Origin of the sequence: Glycomyces sp. NPDC049804 (assembly GCF_040674615.1) — a bacterium.
Taxonomy (GTDB): Bacteria; Actinomycetota; Actinomycetes; order Mycobacteriales; family Micromonosporaceae; genus Glycomyces; species Glycomyces niveus.
Window position 1 is genome coordinate 178,651 of sequence record NZ_JBFAMQ010000005.1, and the last position, 22,448, is coordinate 201,098.

Consider the following 22,448-nt stretch of genomic DNA (forward strand, 5'->3'; position numbering starts at 1 on the left):
GACGCGTCACGCACTACTTGTCCGATTCGACCCAGTCCCCTTGCCGCGCACCGGCTCGAAGTAGTAGTACCCGGGTACCACTCGCGTCCCTGAAGTTCGCTCTCGAAACGGATGAAGCACCGCCGCCCGCGCCGTAGCGTTCGGGACATGATCGAGATCGAGCACTTGACGAAGCGCTACGGCAAGAAGACGGCCGTGGACGATCTGACGTTCACCGTCAAACCCGGCGTCGTCACCGGCTTCCTCGGCCCCAACGGCGCCGGGAAGTCCACCACGATGCGCGCCATCGTCGGCCTGGACACGCCCACCAGCGGCCTCGCCCGCGTCAACGGCAAGCACTACTCCGAGTTCCGCTCGCCCCTCACCGAGGTCGGCGCGCTCCTCGAGGCCAAGTCCGTCCACGCCGGCCGCAGCGCCTACAAGCACCTCCTGGCCCTCGCCCGCACCCACGGCATCCCCAAGCGCCGCGTCACCGAGGTCATCGACCTCGTCGGCCTCCACGAGGTCGCCGGCAAACGCGTCGGCGGCTTCAGCCTCGGCATGGGCCAGCGCCTCGGCATCGCCGTGGCGCTCCTGGGCGACCCGGCCGTGCTGATCCTGGACGAGCCGGTGAACGGCCTCGACCCCGACGGTGTGAAGTGGATCCGCCTGCTGCTCAAGGGCCTCGCGGCCGAAGGGCGCACGGTGTTCCTGTCCTCGCACCTGATGAGCGAGCTGGCCCAGACCGCCGAGCACCTCGTCGTGATCGGGCAGGGCAGGCTCCTGGCCGACACCACAGTGGACGCCTTCGTGTCGGGGAACGGGCAGGCGCGCGTGCGCGTCGTCTCTCCCGACGCCGCACGGCTCGCCGAGCACCTGGCCGGGCCCGGCATCAGCGTTGCGAGCCCCGAGCGCGGAGTCCTCGAGGTGACGGGTACCGAGGCCGCCGTGGTCGGTCAGACCGCGGCCGCGCACGGACTGGTGCTGCACGAGCTGCGCACCGACCGCGGGTCCCTTGAGGACGCGTTCATGCAGTTGACCGCCGACGCGGTCGAGTACCGCCAGACCACCGAAGGGGCGAACCGATGACCGCCGCTGTGATGACCGACCGCCCCGCGGCCTACACGCCGCCGACGCAATACCAGCTCTCCGCGGCGGGCCTGCTCCGTTCGGAGTGGACGAAGCTGTGGTCGCTGCGCTCGACCTGGATCGTGCTGCTGTGCGCGGTCGTGTTCAGCGCGGGCCTGGGCGCGATCATCGCGTCCAGCGTCCCGGACGACCAGGCGATCGGCGGCGCGGCCTCCGCGATCGACTTCTCGATGGCGGGCATCGCGCTCGCGTCGGTGTTCGTCGCCGTGCTGGGCATCCTGACGGTGACCGGCGAGTACTCGACCGGGTCGATCCGCTCGACGATGTCGGCGGCGCCGAAGCGGCTTTCGGTGCTGTGGGCGAAGGCCGCCGTGTACGGGGCCGTGGTCGCGGTCCTGTTCGGCGCCATGGTGTTCCTGACGTTCTTCATGACGCAGGCGATCTTCTCGGGCACGGGCCTGGGCGGTGTCTCGCTCTCGGACGACGGGGTACTGCGGGCGCTGCTCGGCTACACGGCGATGATCGTGTACCTGGCGCTGCTGGCCCTGGGCATCGGCGCGATCCTGCGCAACTCGGCCGGTTCGATCGGGTTCTACATCGGCGTGATCATGATCCTGCCGCAACTGGCGACGCTGCTGCCGTGGAACTGGGTGACCGACGTGACCCCGTACGCGCCCGGCAACGTGCCGAACACGCTGCTCATGGTCGACCCGGCCGGGGCGACCCTGTCCGTGGGCGAGTCCTGGCTGTGGATGGGCGTCTGGCTCGTCGTCACGTACGGGCTGGCGGGCGTGCTGCTCAAGCGTCGCGACGTGTGAGCATGTACCCGTGGCCGAGGCCGTTACGGTTCCCCGCAAGCGCGGGATGTGGCAGCGGATGCTGGAGTTCGACTCCCGGCATCCGCTGCTTTGGAATCTCTTCCCGATCTTCCTGTTCGTCTTCCCCTCCTGCATCGGAGTGCTGGCGGCGGCGGCCGGCGAGTTCAAGCCGGAGCGTCCGCTGCTGCAGCTCATGCTCGTGGCGATGTTCCTGGTGCCGACGATCTGGCGGCGCCGGTATCCGTTCTCAGTGCTGGTGAGCCAGTGCGTGCCGACGGGGATCATGATCCCGCTGGGGTACACGAGCAACGAGAACGCGGGTTTCGTGGCCGGCGCTGCGGCGCTGTCTTACACGGTGGTGCTCTACAACCTGGTGGTGCGGCGCCCGCTCAAGCTGGTGTGGTGGGCTGCGCTCGTCTCGCTGCTGCCGTCGCTGGTCGACGGGCTGGTCAACGAAGGCCTGTCGGTGCTGGGGTTTCTCGGGTTCTTCGCGCCGACGGCGATCTACTTCGGGTTCATCGTGACGATCGGCATGCTGATGCGCACGCGCCGGGAGTTCCAGCACTCGGAGCGGGACCAGGCGGCGCATCAGGCGGTAGCCGTGGAGCGCAACCGGATCGCGCGGGAGATGCACGACATCATCGGGCACAACCTGGCGGTGATCAACGCGCTCGCCGACGGCGGGGCGTACGCGGCGACCGCCAAGCCGGAGAAGGCGAAGGAGGCGCTGGAGGCGATCGGGCGCACGAGCCGGGAGGCGCTGGCGGAGCTGCGGCGGGTGCTGTCGGTGCTGAAGGCCGAGGAGGGCGAGGAGCTGGAGCTGGCGCCGCAGCCGGGACTGGCCGATCTGGACGCGCTCATCGAGCGGGTCCGGGAGGCGGGGCTGCCGGTGACGGTGACGGTGACGGGCGAGCCGCTGGCGCTGTCGGAGAACCAGCAGCTGGCGGTGTACCGGACGGTGCAGGAGTCGCTGACGAACGTGTTCAAGCACGCGCGCGGTGTCAAGCGGGCCAAGGTGTCCCTGGAGTACCGTGACGCCGGGCTCGCCGTGACGGTGCACAACACGGGGAACCGGGTGGACGAGGCCGGCACGGCCCGTGGTCTGGCAGGCTTGTCGGAGCGTGCGGCGGCGTTCGGCGGCACGATGGTGGCCGGGCCTGAAGCGCTCGGCGGTTGGCGGGTCGCCTTGTGGCTGCCCCGGGACGGAGAGGAGCGCCGGTGACCACGTTGCTGATCGTGGACGACCACCCGTTGCAGCGCATGGGGTTCCGGATGCTGGTGGAGAGCCAGCCGGATCTGGTGGTGCTCGGGGAGGCGGACAACGGTGCCGACGCGGTGCGGCGGGCGACCGAGCTGGGCCCCGACGTGGTGCTCATGGACGTGCGCATGCCGGGCGTGGACGGGATCGAGGCGACGCGGCGGATCATCGCGGCGGGCGGTCGCAGCCGGGTGCTGGTGCTGACCACGTTCGATCTGGACGAGTACGCGTATGCGGCGCTGCGGGCGGGCGCCAGCGGGTTCCTGGTGAAGGACGCCCAGCCGGAGGAGCTCCTCGCGGGCATCCGCGTGGTCGCGGCCGGGGACGCCGTGGTCGCGCCGAAGCTGACGCGGCGGCTGCTCGACCGTTTCGCCGACCAGTTCCCCGTTGAGGGCGAAGACGAGCCGTCGGCCTCGGCCGAGCGGCTCGAGGTGCTGACCGAGCGGGAGCGGGAGGTCCTGACGGCGATCGGTCGCGGCTGGAACAACACCGAGATCGCCGAGCGGTTCCATCTCGCCGAGTCGACGGTGAAGACCCACGTGGGCCGCATCCTCGCCAAGATCGGCGCCCGAGACCGGGTGCAGGCGGTCATCTTCGCGTACAACACCGGCCTCGTCGCCCCCGACGGCCACTAGGGGCAGGGCGGGCGTGCCGGTCGCCGGTCGCCGGTCGCCGGTGGCATGTCACATGTCATGTGGCGCGAATGCGGGCCCGCTGGTACGGGTCAGCGTCCTCACCGCAGTGGTATGTCACATGTCATGTGTCGTGTGCCGAAGCTGGGCCGTTCGGAGCCCTGATCGCGCGGTGGCGCGTCACATGGCGCGCGGCACCGCCTGAATCCGAACGGTCGTGACCGGCGGTGCCATATGACATGGCACCGCCGGCGCGGCGGGACCGCGCGCCTCAGCGGCGGGTGAAGGCGAGCAGGTCGCATTCGGATTCGACCGGGCGCGGGACGGTCTCGTCGGCCGCGTCGTCTTCGAGGGCCGCGAGCCCGTCCCGGTACTCCTCGTCGGTCAGGTGCTCGTAGACCGACAGCGCCCGCATGCGCTGCCGCCCGGCGTACTCGGTGAGGCTGTCGGCCGACCGGTGGTGGACCTCGGTGAGCCCGGCGTGCGCGAATCCGGCGTCGGCGAAGACGCCCAAGGTCTCCTCCAGCGTGGGGAACACTTCGGCGTCGATGTCGCGGGTGCGCGGGAAGTACCGGTAGAGCAGCAGGTCTTTCAGCCGGTCGGAGAGGGTGGTCGCCATGAGCAGTCGCGCGCCGGGTTTGAGGACCCGCGCCAGCTCCCGCGCGGCCGCGGGCCGGTCGGGCACATGGTGCCAGACGAGGAACATGAGCGCCAGGTCGGCGCTCGCGTCGTCGAGCGGCAGGTCCGCGGCGTGCCCTGGCACGTACGTGACCAGCGGGTGCGAGGACTCGACGTGGGCGACCTCCCGCATCCGGGCCGAGGGTTCGACGCCGATGACGTCGGCCCCGAACTCGTCGGCCAGCGCGGGAGTGAACCGTCCGGTGCCGGAGCCGACGTCGACGATCGTGCCGATGCGGCGGTCGCCGGCGTGCGCGCGGAAGGCCCGGAGCCAGGTGCGGCGGCTCGCGGGGAGGAGCCTGCGGCCCTTGGCGTATCCGGCGTGCTGTGTGCGGTCGTAGTCGACGCGTTTGAGTCCCACCATGTCCCCCAACCTGTGTCAGCTTGCGTTGCTATGCCGCGGTGGGCACCCGGAACCTGAGTTTGCCGCCGCGTTCGTCTTCGAGTACCCCGCCGTTGGCTTCGATGACCTTGCGGGAGGCGGTGTTGTCGGTGTCGCAGGTGATGAGGGCTTCGGTGATGCCGAGGGCGGCGGCGCGGGGCAGGACGGCGGCGAGCATGGCGGTGGCGTGGCCGCGGCGGCGGGCGGTGGGGCGGATGTCGTATCCGATGTGGCCGCCGATCTCGCGGAGGTCGTCGTTGAGGCGGTGGCGGAGGTTGATGCGGCCCAGGTAGGTGTCGGCGTCGGTCCACCAGTAGGTGGTGGCGGGGACGAAGTCGCCGGGCGGGTCGGTGGTGAGGCGGCGTTCGAAGTCGAGGACGCGTTCGATCCATGCGTCGGTGCCGTCGGGCGGGCCGGCGTCGCGGAGGAGGTTGCCGAGGAGGGAGCGGTCGTCGGGTCCGCCGCGGCCTTCGGTCTGGAATTCGCGGAGGGCCGCGGCGAAGGAGCGCCCGAGGCGGGCGGTGGGGAGGATGAGCGCTGGCACGGTGTCGACGGTAAGGGGCCGTGGGGTTTCGCGCAACCGTTATCGGCGCGGCGGGGGCTCACGAGGGCGGTGTTCGAATCCTTCGTGAGAGTTAGCGTGGCCGTCATGTTCCGTTGGTAGCGTGACGGTCCTGACGCGAGGAGGTACGCATGGGCGATTCGGTGCTGACGGGTTCGGTGCTGCTGTTCGACATGGACGGGACGCTGGTCGATTCGACGGCTTCGGTGGAGCGGGCGTGGGGGCGGTTCGCGGCCCGGCACGGTCTGGAGGCGTCGGCGATCTTGGCGGTGGCGCACGGGCGGCCGACGATCGAGGTGGTGGCGGAGTTCGCGCCGCATGGTGTGGACGTGGTGGCGGAGACCGACCGGATCGAGGCGGAGGAGATCGACCGGACGGACGGGATCAGCGAGGTGCCGGGGTCGGCGGCGCTGCTGCGGGGGCTGGACCGGGACCGGTGGGCGGTGGTGACGTCGGCGACGCGGGCGCTGACGCTGCGGCGGCTGGCGGCAGTGGGCATTCCGCTGCCGAAGATACTGGTGGCGGCGGATGACGTGACGAGGGGCAAGCCGCATCCGCAGCCGTACATGCTGGCGGCGAAGGCGTTGGGGTTCGACGCGTCGGAGGCGGTGGTGTTCGAGGACGCTCCGGCGGGTCTGGCGTCGGCGAAGGCCGCCGGTGCGGCGACGGTGGTCGTGGGCGGCTATGAGGGCGAGGTTGCGGACGGGCTGCCGCGCATCGCCGACATGCGGTCGGTGACGGTGTCCGCCAACGGTTCGGGCCTGTCGGTCGTCTTGGCTTGACGCAGTTGCGTTCTCGGCCCATCTCGCCTGTCTGACATTGCCGTGTCCGTCCGGTTCGTCCCTCGTTCCTTCGGGTGAATCGCTCGACATGGAAAGAGGAGTCAATGCCAGGAGAGTTCCACGAGATCCTCGTGAAACTGATCCAGGACGAACCGGCGTCGGTGCCGTGGATGCTCGGGCTCGCGGGCGGGCCGCGCGGCGCGACGTGCGTTTCCGCTGAGACGCGCTCGGGCGCGGTAGGGTCCGCCGGACCGACGGAGCGACGCGCGGACGGTGTCGTCCGCCTCGGGTTCGCCGACCGGAAGGGCCTGCTGGTCGTCTGCGAAGTGCAGAACGAGTGGTGCGAGGACTAGTACTTCCGGTCGCCCGGCTACATGACCCGTGCATTCGAGGATCACCGCATCCCGGTGGTGCTGCTCATGCTCTGCCGCACCGACTCGCTCGCCAGGAGGTTTCGCCGCGGGATCCGCATGGGTCCGGGCAGTGCGGTCGCCGTCGCGACGGTCGGCCCGGGGAACATGCCGGACCTCGGCTCCGACGAGCGGCCGCCGAATGCGGCCGCGGCTGTCGCCGCAGCGGTCATGCGGCGGCAGCCGAAGGCCGCACCGACCGAACTGTTCGTCTCGAACGCTCGACCGGTGGCTCGGTACCATCGAGCCAGGACGTGCAGCTGACTACGTGAGGTTCCTGCTCAACACCTTGGCCAAGGAGCCTGCGACATTGCTGGAGGCACTGATGAAGACCGAAGACCGTCTCTTCCACTCCAAGTACACCGAGAAGCTCCTCGACAAGGGTGCGCTCAAGCATGCCCGGGCAACGCTGATCATGATGCTTGGAGCAGAGGGTCCGGTGAGCGAGGAACGGCGCGAGTCGATCGAGTCCTGCACCGATCTGGCGCAGCTCGACATCTGGATCGCCGAGCGGTTCGAACTCGCCGGCAGCTGACTTGCCGTGAACGAAGCCGGGCCGTGAAACGCGGCCCGGCTTCGGCGTGTTCGGCTAAGACGGGTTGGGCGGCGTCCATGCTGGCGACGCGGGCGGCGCGGAGGCGGCCGGCGAGGTCGCGGGTGGGGCCGCCGCGCAGGAGGAGGACGAGCCAGGGGTCGTCGTCCATCTTGGCGGCGCTGACGAGGGCGAGCGCCATGATGTGCGCGCAGACTTCGCGGTTGTCGGCGCAGGGGCAGTCGGCGGTGATGCGGTTGTGGTCCTCGGTGACGAATTTCTTGGGCAGCAGGCGCATGCCGGTCTCGGCGAGGACGTCGTCGATGCGTTTGGGCAGGCGTCCGGCGAGGAGCCCGGCGACGCACGAGGGTGAGAGCGACAGCGCGGTCATCCCGGCGGCCCACGCGGAGGCGTTGTAGACGGGGATCCGGATCTCGGTCTCGAAGGTGCCGTTGGTGTCGGTGACGCGGCCGGTGACCTTGCCGGGGTCGATGGACATGCCGGTGACGGCGCCGTGCCCGGCGAGGGCGCGGCCTTTGACGATGCGCTGGTCGGGGTAGTTCAGGCCGATGGTCTCCAGGGCGCGCCACCATTTGCGGCCCCACCAGGTCCGTCCGTACGGGTCGCTCACAGGTGGCCTCCGGCGTCGTCGAGTTCGATGAGTTTGCGCAGCTGGGAGTCGTCGAGGTCGCCGAGCCAGTCCTCGCCGTTGCCGACGACGGCGTCGGCGATGGCGCGTTTGCGCTGGAGGAGTTCATCGACGCGTTCTTCGAGGGAGCCGGCGGTGACGAGCTTGTGGACGTGCACCGTGCGGGTCTGGCCGATGCGGTGGGCGCGGTCAGTGGCCTGGTCTTCGACGGCCGGGTTCCACCAGCGGTCGTAGTGGACGACGTGGGAGGCGCCGGTGAGGTTGAGGCCGGTGCCGCCCGCGCGCAGGGAGACGAGGAGGATCGCGGGGCCTTCGCCGGTCTGGAACTCCTCGACGAGCCGGTCGCGGGCGGGCTGGTCGAGCCCGCCGTGCAGGAACGGCGCGGCGACGCCGAGTTCGGCGTGGAGGTGGCGCGAGAGGAGCTCGCCCATCTGCCGGTACTGGGTGAAGATGAGGGTCTTGTCGCCTTCGTCGACGACTTCGGCGAGCATCTCGGTGACCCGGTCGAGTTTGCCGGAGCGTTCGGCGAGCCCGGCGGCGGCGCTGTCGCCTTCGCCGACGTACTGGACGGGGTGGTTGCAGATCTGCTTGAGGCGGGTCAGCAGTTTGAGGACGCGGCCGCGGCGGGTGATGCCGTCGCCCAGGCCCTCGTCGAATGCCTCGCGGATGGCCTCCTTGTAGAGTCCGGCCTGCTCGTCGGTCATGGTGCAGGCGACGACGGCCTCGATCTTGGGCGGGAGGTCGGCGGCGACGTCCTCTTTCATGCGGCGCAGGACGACCGGGTCGATGCGGGCGCGGAGGGTCGCGGCGGAGACGGGGTCGCGGCCGATCTCGATGGGGTCGGCGAAGCGGCGCTTGAAGTCGGTCTGGCCGCCCAGGAGGCCGGGGTTGACGAACTCGGAGATCGACCACAGCTCGGAGAGGTGGTTCTCCACGGGCGTGCCGGTGAGGGCGACGCGGACGCGGCCGGTGAGGTCGCGGACGGCCCCGGCGGTGCGGGACCGGTGGTTCTTGATGGCCTGGGCCTCGTCGATGACGATCGTGTCGAACGCGATCTGGCGCAGCAGCTTGATGTCGCGCAGTGCGATCGAGTACGAGGTGACGACGACGTCGGCCTCGGTGAGCGGCGCGCGGTCCTTGGTGCGGGCCGGGCCGTGGTGGAGGTGCACGGTCAGCTGGGACGCGAACCGGGTGATCTCGCGCTGCCAGTTGCCGACGAGCGAGGTGGGGCAGACGACGAGGTGCGGGGCGTTCCCGGCGCGGCGCACGAGCAGCCCGATGGACTGGAGGGTCTTGCCCAGGCCCATGTCGTCGGCGAGGATGACGCCCGCGCCGCCTTCGGCCGCGGCTTCGAGCCACGCGATGCCGTGCGACTGGTATTTGCGCAGGTCGGCGTTGACGCGGACGTCGCCGGGGTCGGAGTGCTGGGCGGTGATGAGCCGCAGGTTCAGCCCGGAGTCGGAGCGCAGCAGCTCGGTGAACGACTCGACGAACGCGCCCACGAGGGCCTTCGCGGTCCAGACGTGCCCTTCGGAGTGCGGGACGGCGTGCCCTTCGGCGGGCAGTTCCCCGGCGATGCGGTCGAGGTCGTCGAACTTGTCGTCGTCGACCGCGTTCGCGATGCGCGCCCAGACCGCGACCGACTCGGTGATGTCGGGGCGCGAGGCGATGCGCGTGAGCGCGGGCAGGACCGGGCGCACCGGCATGGCGACGCCTTCGACCTCGAGGAGCTCGCCGCCGAGGTAGAGCTCGGCGTCCACCGTGTCGCCAGGGGGGAGCCCGAGCTCGGCCACCGCGGCCCCGGGGTGCGCGCCGCCGAAGAAGAGCAGCCGACCGTCGGCCGGGGAGGCGTGGTCGGGCAGGAAGGTGGCGTGCAGTTCGCTGGGTGGCAACGAGGCTCCTACGGGTCAACGGCAGACGTGCCATTTTGCCACAAGCGCGGCCCCGGACCCAAACGCACGGTCCGCGGCCGGTGCCCGGGAACGGGTGAAACCGCAGCTCGCCGCTCCCCCGCGGCGGCGGGGGTGTGCGAAGGCAGACGAACGCTTGCACCGGCGCGATCCGGCCTATCGGACCGGTTGCACGGACGGTGAGGCCCCGGGACGCGGAACGGGGCGGGACCGTCCGTCGTCGCCTCGGCCGCGATCACGCGGCCCGGGCGCCTTCGGGCGGTCCCGCCCCGTCAACCCCAGAGCAAAGTCCGCGCGGAGGTGCCGACGGGCCGGGCGCTCGCGCGCCGTGCCGCGTTCCTCCACATTGAGGTCCACTGGACATCCTTCGGGCGGAAGGATGTTCGAACGTGTAGAAGTTAGCGGTAATTTCGAACACTGTCAATACCGGTGTCCAGGTTGCGGGCATGCCCGGTGCACGGGTGTCCGCAGGCCGGGTGCGCGGTTCGGTGCCGGTCGGTCAGCGCAGGGGGCAGCGCATCGCGAGACCGAGGGCGGCGTCGTCTCGGAACGCGGCCTGGGCGTCGGCGAGGGCTTCGGCGTCGCCGTCCGGGACGTCGGCGACGATCGCCTGGATCTGCTGGCCGAAGTTCGCGGTGAGCGACTTGAGGTTCGGGTCCTCGATCTCGGTGCCGAGGGCGTCGATCTGGTCCACGACGCCGTCGACGCTGTCGCCGTCCGCGCCCGCGGCCAGGTCGAGGGCCTTCCACGCGTTCTCGCAGTCGGCGGCGTACTGCTGGTCGTCGCGCTCGAGGTCCTGGTAGCCGGGGTCGATCTCGTTCGCGCCGCCGAGGCATTCGGTGAGCATCCACAGCAGGATCAGCACGCCGATCGTCCACGCGAAGAGCTTCACCAGACGCAGGTCGGTCATGTCCGGCTCCAAGGTGAGAGGCCTGTGTCACAAGTCTACGCGAGGGGGCGGGTCCGCAATGGGAGCCGACGCGCGGGCACACGAGCGGCAAGCGGTGACCGCCGCTTTGAGAATGCGTTTTCCAGTCGGTAGGCTGAAGCGGTCTCTTGCCGACCCCCACACGCGCGAGCGCGGACACGAACGGAGCCACATGGACGTCCTGTGCCTGGGCGAATCGATGATCGTCCTCGCCCCCGCGGCCGCCGAACCCCTCCGCGGCGCCGTCGACCTGCACATGGGAGTCGCGGGAGCCGAATCGAACGTCGCCGTCGCGCTCGCCCGGCTCGGGGCCCGCGCCGCCTGGTGCGGCAAGGTCGGCGACGACCCGCTCGGCCAGCGCGTCCGCGACGTCCTCGACGAGGCCGGGGTCGACTGCCGACACGTCCGGACCGACGCGTCGCGGCCCACTGGCGTCTACTTCAAAGACCCTGGGCCGCAAGGCACCCGCGTCCACTACTACCGGCGAGGCTCGGCGGCCTCGACGATGGGGCCCGGTCACCTGGACGGCGTCGCGCCCCCGCGCCTGCTGCACCTCTCCGGGATCACCCCGGTCCTCTCCGAGTCCTGCGCCGCGCTCATCGACGAACTCATGGTCGAGCGGGCGCTCGCCCCGGCGACGGTGAGCTTCGACGTCAACTACCGGCCCGCGCTGTGGCCCGTGAGCGAGGCCGGGCCGGCGCTGGGGCGGCTCGCCGACGCGGCCGACATCGCGTTCGTCGGGCTCGACGAAGCCCAGACCCTCTGGGGCGCCGACACCGCCGAGGACGTGCGCGAGCTCGTGCCGGGCGCGGGCGTGCTCGTCGTCAAGGACGGCGGGAACGGCGTCACCGCGTTCGCTGACGGCGAGCGCTGGTACTCCCCCGCCGAACCGGTCGACGTGGTCGAGCCGGTCGGCGCCGGCGACGCGTTCGCCGCCGGATTCCTTTACGGCCGCTTGCAGGACGCCTCCGTCGAGGCGTCGATGCGGCTGGGCCACCGGCTCGCGGCCGGCGCCCTCCAGACCGTCGGGGACCTCGCGCCCCCGCCGCCACCCGAGACCGTCCGAGCCATCCTGGAGGACCAGTGACCATTGATCAAGGCGAATTCTTCGACCGCCTCTTCGCCGGGCAGCGTGTCATGGCGATCTGGCGGGGGCTGCCCGCAGAGGAGACCGTGGCGCTCTCGGAGCGGGTGTGGGAGGCCGGGTTCGACCTGGTCGAGGTCCCGATCGGCAAGCCCGGGCAGGAGGAGGCGCTGGCCGCGGCGGTGAAGTCCGCGGCGCCGAGCGGGCGCCTGGTCGGCGCGGGCACGGTCGTCTCGGCCGGGCACGTGGAGCGGGCGGCCGAGGCGGGCGCGGCCTACACGATCGCGCCGGGCCTGAACCCGGCGGTGCTCGAGGCCTCGCACGCGGCCGGGCTGCCGCACCTGCCGGGCGTGGCGACGGCGAGCGAGGTCGGGCTGGCGCGGGACCTGGGGTGCACCTGGGTGAAGGTGTTCCCGGCCTCGACCCTCGGACCGGACTGGTTCAAGGCCATGCACGGGCCGTTCCCGGAGATGAAGTTCGTGGCGACCGGCGGTGTGGGACCGGACGAGATCGACACTTACATCAAGGCCGGGGCCTCGGTCATCGGCATGGGGTCGGCGCTGGCGGACCCGGCGAACCTGGCGAAGCTCACCGGCTGAGCGGGTCTTTCGCATAGACCGATGGCGCGTGACATGTGACATGTCACGCGCCATCGGTCGATGCCGCTCGGCGGGCTCAGAGTTTGCCGAGGAGCGAGATGATCGGGTAGCCGTCGAGGCGGTCGCGGCCCGAGAGGGAGGCGATCTCGAGGAGGGCGGCGCAGGCGGCGACGGTGCCGCCGAGGCCCTCGACGAGGCGGATGCCGGCGGCCATGGACTCGCCGGTGGCGATGACGTCGTCGACGAGGAGGACGCGGTCGCCGTCGCCGATCGAGTCGGCGTGCATCTCGACGCGGACTTCGGCGTACTCGCCGCGGTAGGACTCGACCGCGGCCTCGCGCGGGAGCTTCCCGGCCTTGCGGATCGGGATGAGGGGGCTGCCGGTGCGGTCGGCGAGCGGGGCGGCCCAGAGGAACCCGCGGGCGTCGAACGCGGCGATCGCGTCGTACGGGTGCGCCGCGCAGGCTTCAAGGAGCCGGTCGACCGAGGCGCGGAAGGCCTCGGGAGCGGCGAGCAGCGGCGTGATGTCGCGGAAGCCGACCCCCGGTTCGGGGAAGTCGGGGACGACGGGCACGTATTCGGTCAGATCCACAGCGGCAAGGTTAGCCGGTCGGGGGCGGTCCGGGGCGGTGCTGCGGCGGCGCAGTGGCATATCACGCGTCACGCACCACGAAGCCCCCGGCCGCATGCGGCCGGGGGCTTCGCCTCCGCGTGTGCAACGACGGGAGGGCGCCTTAGGCGGGGACGCCCTGACGGGCCTTGACGGCGTTCACCACGAGGTTCTGCTGGGCCTGGATGTAGCAGAGGTTGGTGCCGGCGACGAAGCAGAGCAGGGTGGCCACGCCGGTGTTGAAGGTCGGGGCCAGACCGGCGGCCTGCTGCTCGGCCTTGATCGAGGCGCACAGCTTGAACCAGTTGATGATGGGCACGATGTAGAGGGTGATGAAGCCGAACAGCATCCACACCACGAGGCTCGAGCCGCTGACGTTCCCGGGGTTGTTCGGGTTGACGGCCTTGATCTGGGTGGCGGTCTTGGCGTACCAGAACAGGCCGTAGATGCCGAAGGTGACGAGCGTCAGGATCCACACGCCGAACGGGGACCGGATCTTCAGTTCTTCCACTGGGGATGACTCCTTGTACAAAGGGGACGGGCACGGTCAAAGCGCACGGCTGCGGGCGGGACCCGCAGCCGGTTGGGCTCGCTGACCGAAGTGCAGCTCACATTATCATTTGCAATTGTCGTGTTAGGAACTAGGGCGACCCTCGCTATCAGCCCTTTAGCCCGGTTTGCGCAACTCCTTGGACCAGGAATCGCTGCAGGAACAAGAAGACGAACAGCAATGGCAGCATTGCGACCAGTGCCGCGAGGAACAGCTGCGAGAGGCTCACAGTCTGCGCGGTGAGGAACGTCGACAACGCCACCTGCACCGTCCACGAGTCCGGCGAGCGCCCGATCACCAAGGGCCACAGGAACGAGTTCCAGGAGCCCACGAAGGTGATGACCGCGATCGCCGCCAGGAAGTTCCCGGAGTTGGGGATCACGATGCGCCAGAACGAGCCCCAGTAGCCGAGGCCGTCGACGCGCGCCGCCTCCTCGAGCTCCCGGGGGAAGCTCAGGAAGTACTGGCGGCACAGGAACGCCACGAACCCGTTGAACAGCGTCGGGATGACCAGGCCCCGCAGGTCGGAAATCCAGCCGAGACTGGAGACCATCACGAAGCTGGGTACGAACGTGATCGCGCCGGGGATCATGAGCGTGGCCAGGACGATGTAGAAGACCTTGTTCGCGTGGCGGTAGGGGATGCGGGCGAGCCCGTATCCGGCGGTGGCGCACAGGAACAGGGTGCCGAGCGTCGTCAGGATCGCCACGAGCGCCGAGTTCAGCAGCGCGCGGGCCATCGGCACCGACGGGTCGGTGAAGAGCTTCTCGATGTTCTCCCAGGCCGGCGCGACGGGGAACCACATCCAGCCGGGCGCGGTGATCTCGGCGTCGGTCGAGAGCGCGTTCCGCAGGATCAGGTAGAAGGGGATGAGGAACAGCACCGCGAGGACGCTGAGCGCCAGGAAGTTGACCGTGCCGCCGGAGCTGGGGCCGCGCCTGCGGCCGACCGGGGCGGGTCGCTTGGTCTCAGTGGTCATGGCTCACCGATCTTCCGAGTTGCCGAAGCCGAGGAACTTGCCCTGCAGGAGGGTGACGATCGCGATGAGGAGCGCCAGGATGAGCGCGCCGGCCGACCCGGTGCCCAGCTCCTGCTGCATGCCCAGCGAGGTCTGGTACAGGTACACCAGCGGCGGTCGGGCGGAGGGCATGGTGCCGACCAGGAGCAGGAACTCGTCGAACGCCTGGTAGGCGGCGATGAGGATGAGCATGAGCACCGCGACGGACGTGGCTCGCAGTTGCGGGAGCGTGATGTGCCAGAACGTCTGGGGCCCGGGCTTCGCGCCGTCCACATAGGCGGCCTCGTAGAGGTGCTGCGGGATCTGCTGCAGCGCGGCGATGAACAGGATCATGTAGAAGCCGACCTGGATCCACAGGCGCAGCGAGACGATGACGAGCCAGAACCACGGCGGGTCGGGGCGGAAGAGCCAGGCGATCTCCTCGACCCCGAACAGGTCGAGGACCGTGTTGGCCAGGCCGTACCGGACGCCGTTGAAGATCGACATCTTCCACACCAGGGCCGCCACCACATAGGAGCAGGCGAACGGCAGGAAGAACACCGAGCGGAAGAACGCGCGCATGAAGCGCACCCGGTTGAGCATGAGCGCCAGGCCGAGCGAGAACGCGAAGGTGACCGGGACGATGAACGCCGCGAACACGGTGAAGGTGACGAGGCTGTCCTGGAACGCCGGGTCGGTGAGCATCGCCGTGTAGTTGCCGAACCCGACGAAGTCCTCCGGGGTCGGGCTGACGGTGTTCGTCGCGTCGAAGAACGACAGGTAGGCGCTCCAGCCGACCGGGATGACCGTGAAGACCAGGAGGCCGATCAGGAAGGGCCCGACGAAGCCCCAGAAGGTGAGGGCGGTCCGCCGCCGTCCGCCTCGGCGGGCCCGGGGAGCGCGCTCCCCGGTGCCCGCCGTCGCGTCCGCGGCGGTCGCTGCGGAGACTGCCACGTTGCGCACTCCCCTAGCCGAAGATCGAGTCGAGTTCGCCCTGGATGGTGGCGGCGGCCGCGTCGAACTCGGCGTCGGGGTCGGCCCCTTCCAGCACGATGTGGTTCATCATGTCGTCGACGGCGGTCTCCATCTTCGGGGTCCAGTTGGGGTTCTCGGCCCAGCCGTACTCCTCGGAGATCCGCACGGCCTCGGCCGCGGGACCGGACTGCAGCTGCTCGGCGCCGCCGCGCATGGAAAGGCGGGGCGGGATGTGGAAGCCGTAGGAGAGGTTCCAGTCGAGGATGAACTCCTCGTTGTCGATCCACAGCCACTTGACGAACGCCTTGGCCTCGTCGATGTTGGCGGACTTGGCGTTGACGAAGGTGTCCCAGCCGCCGTTGAAGACGGTGGGCGTGCCGCCGTTGAAGCCGGGCACGGGGATGACGTTGATGTCGTCGCCGTGGGCCTCGATGATCTGCGGGAGCGCCCAGAGGCCGCACCACTGGATGGCGCAGAGGTTCTGGATGATCGAGGACGGGTCCCACGCCTCGGTGGGGGCGCCGACCAGGAGCGAGGAGGAGTCGTGGAGCTCCTTGACCTGCATGGCCCCGGCGAGGACGGTCTCCTTGGTGAAGCCGATCTCGTTGGCGTCGGTCAGCAGGGTCTCGCCCGCGGAGAAGACGATCGGCTGGAACAGCTTGGTGGCGGAGTCGTCGTTGCCGAGGAACAGGCCCTTGACGTCGCCGGTGGTGAGCTCGGCGGCGGCGGCCATGAGCTCGTCGAAGGTGGCGGGCGGCGTGATGCCCTTGGCCTCGAGGAGGGACGGCCGGTAGTACAGGAACTGCGGGTCGTCGATCATGCGGACGCCGTAGATCTTGCCGTCGATCGTGTTGCGCGCCAGGTCGTCCGGAGTGTAGTCGTCGAGGACGTCGGCGAGGATGTCGTCGAGCGGGATGATCTGCTCGGACTCGACCATGGCGCGGTTGAGGTGGCCCTCGAAGACGTCCGGGTAGTCGCCCTCCTTCTCGGCCAGGAGGCCCGAGGAGAGCGCGGTGTCGTAGTCGCCGGGGATCCAGTTGATGGTGACGGTGGCGTCCTTGTAGGCGGCCGCGTACTTCTCGGCGGCCTGCTGGGTGCCGGCCTCGCCGTACTGGTGGTACCACTGCGAGAGGTTGACGCCGTCGCTGGAGCCGCGGCCGGTGTTGCCGCCGCACGCGCTGAGCGCGCCGGCGCCGGCGGCGAGGCCGCCCAGGGCGAGCATGCGGCGGCGGTTCATCGCCAGTTTGGCGAACGTTTGCTGGGAAGAGTTGTTGCGCTTGAAGGCAACCATGACTAGCTCCTCGCTACGTTGAGAGGTCGGAAGGGCTCCCGTGCGACCCCGGGTCTGGTCGACGCCGCAGCGGAGTTTCGACAACCGTCGATTCGCCTCCCAGTGTTGCGAGCGCCACTCACTTTGTCAATGGGTTGGAGTAAGGGCTCGGATAACGATTTGCGCTCGATCCGAGTGGGAGCGGTCACTACCAGAGGGACGGGTGTTTCCCCAGCGCACAGCAGAGAAAGCCCCACGCCGAACGGTTCGGCTGGGACTGGTGAGTCGGATGCGGCGGGCGGTGCGGCCGACGCCGTGTTCAGCGGCGGCTGCGGGAGCCGACCGTGTTCAGGCGGTTCAGGTGCCCTTCGAGGGCCAGCGCGGCGGCGCCGAGGGCGACCATGTTGCGGTCCTGGCCGTTGCGCTTGAGGCGGGCGGCTTTGAGGGGGGCCTCCATGGCGTGGTCGGCCAGGCGGCGTTCGAATTCGGGGATGAGGGCGTCGCCGAGGACGCTGGTGACCCAGCCGTCGAAGACGACGAGGTCGGGGTTGAAGAGGTTGAGGAGGTTGGCGACGCCGGCGGCGAGGTATTCGGCGACGGTCTCGACGGTGCGGACGGCGGTGGCGTCGCCGGCCTCCCAGGCGGTGGCGAGGGCGGCCATGGCCTCGGTCTGGGAGCCGGCTCCGGCGCGGCCGTCGAGTTGGCCCCAGTGCCAGAGGATGGCGGGGGCGCCTACGTAGGCTTCGATGCATCCCTTTGCGCCGCAGCGGCATTGAGGGCCGGCGGGGTTGATGGTGGTGTGGCCCCACTCCCCCGCGGAGTTGGTGGCGCCGCGGTAGAGCTGGCCGCCGAAGGCGAGGCCGGCGCCGACGCCGGTGCCGAGGATGAGGACGGCGAGGCGGTCGACGCCGCGGCCTTCGCCGAACCAGAGTTCGCCGACGGTGATGGTCTTGAGGGGGTTGTCGAGGTAGATGGGGACGCCGAGCTGGAGGCGGTCGGCGAGGAGTTTGCGGAAGGGGACGTCGTGCCAGTTCCAGTTGGGGGCGAAGCCGGAGACGCCCCAGGTGACGTCGACCTGGCCGGGGAGGCTGACGCCGAGGCCGAGGATGGCGCGGTCGCCGAGGCGGGCGCGGATCTGGTCCATGGCGGAGGCGATGTGGCCGATGACCTGCTCGGGGGCGTTCTCGCTGGGTTCCATGCGCTCTTCGACGCGGTCGACGACGGCGAGGGTGAGGTCGTAGACCTCGAGGTAGACGTAGGTCTCGGCGACGTCGACGCCGATCATGACGCCGCCGCCGGCGTTGGGGGCGAGCAGGGCCCGGGGTCTGCCGCCGCCGGAGTCCTCGCGGCCCACCTCCACGACGACGCCGAGTTCGATCAGGTCCGTGACCAGGTTGGAGACCGTGGCGACGCTGAGGTCGGTCTCGCGGGCGAGGATCTGGCGGGAGGTGGGGGCGTCCGCGATCAGGTGCCGCAGCACTGCGAAGCAGTTGCGGAGGCGGATGTCGCGCGAGGTGGACTTCATGGATGCATGGTACGGCGCGATTGCCGCCTTTGTAAATGGGTTAGTCGAAGGGTCCGTTATCGGCGGAACTGCCTGGCCCCACGGCGGTGGCGCGCGTGCCTTCCCGCCGCCATTCCAGTACTACATCACATGTCACACGCCGCCCGTCGTGCGGGAGCGGTCAACGGACGCCCTCCCTTCGCCTCGGCCGGATCGCGGGTCAGCCTGCCGGGTGCCGCGGTGGCACATCACATGTCACGCATCATTTGCGCTCATCAGTCGAGGCCGCGTCGGCGCCGCCCCGGCGGCGGTGGCGCGTGACATGTGATGTGCCACTGGCCGTTCAGTAAGCGGCGACCGCGCGGCGGGCCTCGTCGGCCTCGTTGGCGTGGAGGGCGGCGGCGGCCATGCCCGCGCAGTCGGCGAGGGTGCGCACGGCCAGTTCGGCGCGGACGGCCGCGACCGCGCCGGGCGCCATGGACAGGCTTGTGACCCCGAGGCCGACGAGGACGCAGGCCAAGAGCGGGTCGCTGGCGGCCTCGCCGCACACGCCGACCGGCTTCCCGGCCTCGCGACCGGCTTCGGCGGCGAGGCTGACCAGGTCGAGCAGCGCGGGCTGCCACGGGTCGAGCAGGTGGGCCAGCGCGCCGTTCATGCGGTCGGCGGCGAGCGTGTACTGGCCGAGGTCGTTGGTGCCCAGGCTGGCGAAGTCGCAGCCGTCGAGCACGCGCGAGGCGCGCAGTGCCGCGGCGGGGACTTCGATCATGGTGCCCGCGGTGGGCAGTCCGTGGGCGCGGCACCGGTCGGCGAAGGCGGCGGCTTCGGCGGGGGTGGCGACCATCGGGGCCATGACCCAGACGTCGGCGCTGTGCTCGGCAGCGGCCGCGGCGATCGCGGTCAGCTGGTCGTCGAGAAGGGAGGCGCCGGATTCGGTGCGGGCCAGGCGGATGCCGCGCACGCCGAGCGCGGGGTTGGGCTCGTCGCCGTGGTCGACGAACGCGAGCGGCTTGTCGGCCCCGGCGTCCAGGGTGCGGACGACGACCTTGCGTCCCGAGAAGGCCGCGAAGACCTGCCCGTAGGCCTCGACCTGCTCGTCCACGGTGGGGGCGGTGTCGCGGTCGAGGAACAGGAACTCGGTGCGGAAGAGCCCCACGCCTTCGCTGTCGATCGCGGCGGCGGCCGCGAGGTCGGCTTGTGAGCCGAGGTTGACCAGGAGTTGGACGGCGTGGCCGTCGGCGGTGCGACCGGGCCCGCGGCTGGCGGCGAGGGCTGCGGTGCGTTTGGCCTCGGCGTCGAGGACGCGGCGGACGCGCCCGGGTTCGGGGTCGGGGACGACGAGGCCGGTGCCGCCGTCGACCAGGACTTCGGTGCCGTCAGCGAGCGCGGCGGCGGCCGGACAGGCGACGACGGCGGGCAGGCCCATGGATTTGGCGAGGATCGCGGTGTGGCTGGTGGGCCCGCCCTGCTCGGTGATGATCGCGACGACTTTGGCGGGGTCGAGCGCGGCGGTGTCGGCGGGTGCGAGGTCGTTGGCCACCAGCACGAACGGGTGCCCGGGGTCGGGCAGGCCGGGCATGGGCCGGTCGAGGAGGACGGCGATGGTGCGGTCGCGGAGGTCGTCGAGGTCGGCGGCGCGTTCGGCGAGGTAGCCGCCGGCGGCTTCGAGGGCGGAGCGGAAGAACCCGTACGCCTCGATGACCGCGTGCGGGGTCGAGCGGCCGTTCGCGAGGGCCTTCTCGACCTGGTCGGCGAGGGCGGGGTCGCGCGGCATCATCGACTGGGCGTCGAGGATGTCGGCGGTGGTGCCGGTGGCGGCCTCGGCGCGTTCGTCGAGGTCGGCGGCGACCGCTTCGAGGGCGGCCCGGGCGCGCGCGAGCGCGGCGGCCGGGTCGGGCTCGGGCCCGGTGTCGGCGGGCGGTGCGGGGACGGGCGCGAGGCGCGCCACCGGCGCGTAGACCGCGCCGGGGCTGACGCCGATGCCGGTCATCTCAGCGGTCACCTGGACTCCTCAGGGTTCGTCGCGGTTGGTCTGGAGTTCGGCGGCGAGGGCGTCGAGGGCGGCCTCGGCGCCGTCGCCTTCGGCGGTGAGGACGACCTCGTCGCCGCCCTTGGCGTCCAGGGTCAGGAGCATGAGGAGGGAGCGGGCGTCGACCGGCTCCTGGCCCTCTTTGGCGATGGTGACCTTGGCGGGCTGCTCGGCGGCGAGTTTCGCGAACAGCTTGGCCGGGCGGGCGTGGAGGCCCACGGTGGAGGCGATGGTGACGCGGCGTTCGGACATCGGTGTTCCTTCCTCGATCAGATGACGGGCATGGCGGCTTCGTCGGCGGCGGTGGCCGTCGAGCGCCAGGCGGTCTTGAGGGCGATGGCGCACAGGCAGGTCGCGGCGGTCCCGGCGAGGATCGCGACGAGGAACCCGCCCGGGTTGCCGATGAGGCCGATGACCCAGATGCCGCCGTGCGGGGCGCGCAGGCTCGCGTCGAAGGCCATGGAGAGGGCTCCGGCCACGGCGCCGCCGACCATCGTGGACGGGATGACGCGCAGCGGGTCGGCCGCGGCGAACGGGATCGCGCCTTCGGTGATGAAGGACGCGCCGAGGAGCCATGCGGCCTTGCCGGACTGGCGTTCGGCCTGCGTGAACAGCTTGCCGCGCACGACCGTGGCGAGGGCGAGGCCGAGCGGCGGGACCATGCCCGCGGCCATCACGGCGGCCATGACGGTGAAGTCGCCGCTGGCGAGGGCGCCGACGCCGAACAGGTAGGCGACCTTGTTGACCGGGCCGCCGAGGTCGAAGCCCATCATCGCGCCGAGGATGAGGCCGAGCAGGACCGCGTTGACGCCGGAGAGGCCGGCGAGCCAGTCGGTGAGCCAGGACTGGGCTTCGGCGATGGGCTTGCCGACGACGACGAGCATGATGAAGCCGACGGCGAAGACGCTCACGAGCGGGATCACGACGATCCGCATGATGCCCTGGAACGCCTGGTTGGCCTTGATGAGTTTGAGGGCCATGACGATCGCGCCGGCGAGGAGGCCCGCGACGAGGCCGCCGAGGAAGCCCGCGCCAACGGCGACCGCGATGAGGCCGCCGACGACGCCGGGCGCGATGCCCATGCGGTCGGCCATGCCGTAGGCGATGAACCCGGCGAGGATCGGCACGAGCATGGAGAAGGCCAGCCCGCCGATGTAGAACAGGACGCCCCAGAAGCCGGCCTGCGCGAGGATGTCGGTCGGGTTGGCGATCGCTTCGTAGGTGACCCCTTCGAATTCGCCGCCGCCGACCTTCGTGGCGATCTCGGCGCCGCCGAAGACGAAGGCGATCGCGATCAGGATGCCGCCCGCGGCGACGAACGGCAGCATGTAGGACACGCCGGTCATGAGCCAGAGGCGGAGTTTCGCGCCGGGGCCGAGCTTCGGTCCGGCGGGCGCGGCGGGCATCGCGGCGGGTGCGGTCGAGGCCGGTGCGGCCTGGGCCTTCTCGACCGCTTCTTCGACCATCTCGGCGGCGTGGTTGATGCCGCGCTTGACGCCGCCGGAGACGATCGGCTTGCCGGCGAAGCGGTCCTTGTCGCGGACGTCGACGTCGGCGGCGAAGATGACCGCGTCGGCGGCGGCGATGACGGCCGGGTCGAGCGCTTCGGCGCCCGCGGCGCCTTGGGTCTCGACCTGGATCTCATGCCCGGCCGCGATCGCGGCCTGTTCGAGGGCTTCGGCGGCCACGTAGGTGTGGGCGATGCCGGTGGGGCATGAGGTGACTGCTACGAGCTTCATTGTTCGTGCACCTTCTTCGGAGTGGGCTAGCTGGGCAGGTTCTGCTTGATGAGGGCGGCGACCGCTTCGGCGTCGGGGGCCTCGCGGAGCGCGGTCTTGAAATCGGCGTGGATGAGCTTGCGCGCCAGGGACGCGAGGATGGTCATGTGCTCCGAGCCGCCGCCTTCCGGTGCGGCGATGAGGAACACGAGGTCGGCGGGGCCGTCCTCGGCGGCGAAGTCGATGCCCTGGGCGGCCCGGCCGAAGGCGAGGCTGGGGGCGGTGACGTGGGCGCTGCGGGCGTGCGGGATGCCGATGCCGCCTTCGATGCCGGTGGGCATCTGCTCTTCGCGGGCGCGCACGTCGGCGAGGAACCCGTCGACGTCGGTGACGCGCCCGGCGGCGGCGAGGAGGCCCGCGAGCACCGCGGTGGCCTCGTGGCGGTCGGCCCCGTGGAGGTCGAGGTCGATCAGATCGGCGGTGATGAGATCGGACATTGGCTTGCT

The 22,448-nt window shown here is 70.7% G+C and carries 23 protein-coding genes; 8 read left to right on the forward strand and 15 right to left on the reverse strand.

Features of this window, described 5'->3' with window-relative positions; all coding sequences use genetic code 11:
• Window positions 1-147 precede the first annotated feature (147 nt).
• Genes AB0K52_RS09895 through AB0K52_RS09910 form a run of 4 tightly spaced genes read left to right on the forward strand, consistent with a single transcriptional unit; the run spans window position 148 to window position 3,779 of the window.
• On the forward strand, window positions 148-1,068 hold the full coding sequence (locus AB0K52_RS09895) for an ABC transporter ATP-binding protein (RefSeq protein WP_363528843.1): 921 nt from the start codon (window positions 148-150) through the stop codon (window positions 1,066-1,068).
• Window positions 1,065-1,886, forward strand: a complete 822-nt coding sequence (locus AB0K52_RS09900) for an ABC transporter permease subunit (RefSeq protein WP_363528845.1) — start codon at window positions 1,065-1,067, stop codon at window positions 1,884-1,886. The genes AB0K52_RS09895 and AB0K52_RS09900 overlap by 4 nt, the downstream gene beginning before the upstream one ends.
• Window positions 1,887-1,896: 10 nt before the next feature.
• Window positions 1,897-3,108: a histidine kinase gene (locus AB0K52_RS09905; RefSeq protein WP_363528848.1), complete on the forward strand. Its 1,212-nt coding sequence runs from the start codon at window positions 1,897-1,899 to the stop codon at window positions 3,106-3,108.
• Entirely contained in the window at window positions 3,105-3,779 is a 675-nt protein-coding gene (locus AB0K52_RS09910) for a response regulator transcription factor (RefSeq protein WP_363528851.1), read from the forward strand. Before AB0K52_RS09905 ends, AB0K52_RS09910 begins: the two co-directional genes overlap by 4 nt.
• Before the next feature lie 268 nt (window positions 3,780-4,047).
• Here AB0K52_RS09910 and AB0K52_RS09915 read toward each other — a convergent pair whose 3' ends face one another.
• Together AB0K52_RS09915 and AB0K52_RS09920 are read right to left on the reverse strand one after the other, a co-directional pair.
• Window positions 4,048-4,818: a class I SAM-dependent methyltransferase gene (locus tag AB0K52_RS09915; protein ID WP_363528854.1), complete on the reverse strand. Its 771-nt coding sequence runs from the start codon at window positions 4,816-4,818 to the stop codon at window positions 4,048-4,050.
• Between the two features lie 28 nt (window positions 4,819-4,846).
• Entirely contained in the window at window positions 4,847-5,380 is a 534-nt protein-coding gene (locus tag AB0K52_RS09920) for a GNAT family N-acetyltransferase (protein ID WP_363528857.1), read from the reverse strand.
• A gap of 149 nt (window positions 5,381-5,529) precedes the next feature.
• Between AB0K52_RS09920 and AB0K52_RS09925 the strand changes: the two genes are divergently transcribed.
• Window positions 5,530-6,180 (forward strand): HAD-IA family hydrolase, encoded by a 651-nt coding sequence (locus AB0K52_RS09925; RefSeq protein WP_363528860.1) that lies wholly within the window; start codon window positions 5,530-5,532, stop codon window positions 6,178-6,180.
• Between the two features lie 104 nt (window positions 6,181-6,284).
• Window positions 6,285-6,533 (forward strand): hypothetical protein, encoded by a 249-nt coding sequence (locus tag AB0K52_RS09930; protein ID WP_363528863.1) that lies wholly within the window; start codon window positions 6,285-6,287, stop codon window positions 6,531-6,533.
• A 470-nt stretch (window positions 6,534-7,003) separates the two neighbouring features.
• Here AB0K52_RS09930 and AB0K52_RS09935 read toward each other — a convergent pair whose 3' ends face one another.
• The 3 genes from AB0K52_RS09935 to AB0K52_RS09945 form a co-directional block, all read right to left on the reverse strand.
• Window positions 7,004-7,753, reverse strand: coding sequence for a hypothetical protein (locus AB0K52_RS09935; protein WP_363528866.1), 750 nt, complete (start codon window positions 7,751-7,753; stop codon window positions 7,004-7,006).
• Window positions 7,750-9,663, reverse strand: a complete 1,914-nt coding sequence (locus AB0K52_RS09940; RefSeq protein WP_363528869.1) for a DEAD/DEAH box helicase — start codon at window positions 9,661-9,663, stop codon at window positions 7,750-7,752. Before AB0K52_RS09940 ends, AB0K52_RS09935 begins: the two co-directional genes overlap by 4 nt.
• Before the next feature lie 517 nt (window positions 9,664-10,180).
• Window positions 10,181-10,591: a hypothetical protein gene (locus AB0K52_RS09945; RefSeq protein ID WP_363528872.1), complete on the reverse strand. Its 411-nt coding sequence runs from the start codon at window positions 10,589-10,591 to the stop codon at window positions 10,181-10,183.
• A gap of 190 nt (window positions 10,592-10,781) precedes the next feature.
• Here AB0K52_RS09945 and AB0K52_RS09950 point away from each other — a divergent pair, with 190 nt between their 5' ends.
• Both AB0K52_RS09950 and AB0K52_RS09955 read left to right on the forward strand, forming a co-directional pair.
• Window positions 10,782-11,696 (forward strand): sugar kinase, encoded by a 915-nt coding sequence (locus AB0K52_RS09950; RefSeq protein ID WP_363528875.1) that lies wholly within the window; start codon window positions 10,782-10,784, stop codon window positions 11,694-11,696.
• Entirely contained in the window at window positions 11,693-12,292 is a 600-nt protein-coding gene (locus AB0K52_RS09955; RefSeq protein ID WP_363528878.1) for a bifunctional 4-hydroxy-2-oxoglutarate aldolase/2-dehydro-3-deoxy-phosphogluconate aldolase, read from the forward strand. The genes AB0K52_RS09950 and AB0K52_RS09955 overlap by 4 nt, the downstream gene beginning before the upstream one ends.
• 76 nt (window positions 12,293-12,368) lie before the next feature.
• Here AB0K52_RS09955 and AB0K52_RS09960 read toward each other — a convergent pair whose 3' ends face one another.
• From AB0K52_RS09960 to AB0K52_RS10005, 10 genes are all read right to left on the reverse strand, one after another.
• The gene (locus tag AB0K52_RS09960) at window positions 12,369-12,884 is read right to left on the reverse strand and encodes an adenine phosphoribosyltransferase (protein WP_363528881.1); all 516 of its coding nucleotides are present in this window, start codon (window positions 12,882-12,884) and stop codon (window positions 12,369-12,371) included.
• A gap of 142 nt (window positions 12,885-13,026) precedes the next feature.
• Complete coding sequence (locus tag AB0K52_RS09965) at window positions 13,027-13,413, reverse strand: DUF4234 domain-containing protein (RefSeq protein WP_208494936.1); 387 nt, start codon at window positions 13,411-13,413, stop codon at window positions 13,027-13,029.
• A gap of 148 nt (window positions 13,414-13,561) precedes the next feature.
• Complete coding sequence (locus tag AB0K52_RS09970; RefSeq protein WP_363528885.1) at window positions 13,562-14,431, reverse strand: carbohydrate ABC transporter permease; 870 nt, start codon at window positions 14,429-14,431, stop codon at window positions 13,562-13,564.
• Between the two features lie 3 nt (window positions 14,432-14,434).
• The gene (locus tag AB0K52_RS09975; RefSeq protein WP_363528888.1) at window positions 14,435-15,403 is read right to left on the reverse strand and encodes a sugar ABC transporter permease; all 969 of its coding nucleotides are present in this window, start codon (window positions 15,401-15,403) and stop codon (window positions 14,435-14,437) included.
• Window positions 15,404-15,416: 13 nt separating this feature from the next.
• Complete coding sequence (locus tag AB0K52_RS09980) at window positions 15,417-16,715, reverse strand: extracellular solute-binding protein (protein ID WP_363528891.1); 1,299 nt, start codon at window positions 16,713-16,715, stop codon at window positions 15,417-15,419.
• Between the two features lie 298 nt (window positions 16,716-17,013).
• Window positions 17,014-18,219 carry an ROK family transcriptional regulator gene (locus AB0K52_RS09985; protein ID WP_363528894.1) on the reverse strand — a complete coding sequence of 402 codons (1,206 nt, stop codon included), beginning with the start codon at window positions 18,217-18,219 and terminating at the stop codon, window positions 17,014-17,016.
• Window positions 18,220-18,541: 322 nt separating this feature from the next.
• The gene (gene ptsP / locus AB0K52_RS09990; protein WP_363528896.1) at window positions 18,542-20,197 is read right to left on the reverse strand and encodes a phosphoenolpyruvate--protein phosphotransferase; all 1,656 of its coding nucleotides are present in this window, start codon (window positions 20,195-20,197) and stop codon (window positions 18,542-18,544) included.
• A gap of 9 nt (window positions 20,198-20,206) precedes the next feature.
• Window positions 20,207-20,476: an HPr family phosphocarrier protein gene (locus AB0K52_RS09995; RefSeq protein ID WP_363528899.1), complete on the reverse strand. Its 270-nt coding sequence runs from the start codon at window positions 20,474-20,476 to the stop codon at window positions 20,207-20,209.
• 17 nt (window positions 20,477-20,493) lie between these two features.
• Window positions 20,494-21,963, reverse strand: coding sequence for a fructose-specific PTS transporter subunit EIIC (locus tag AB0K52_RS10000; protein ID WP_363528901.1), 1,470 nt, complete (start codon window positions 21,961-21,963; stop codon window positions 20,494-20,496).
• A 26-nt stretch (window positions 21,964-21,989) separates the two neighbouring features.
• Window positions 21,990-22,439: a PTS sugar transporter subunit IIA gene (locus AB0K52_RS10005; RefSeq protein ID WP_363528904.1), complete on the reverse strand. Its 450-nt coding sequence runs from the start codon at window positions 22,437-22,439 to the stop codon at window positions 21,990-21,992.
• Between the last annotated feature and the right edge of the window lie 9 nt (window positions 22,440-22,448).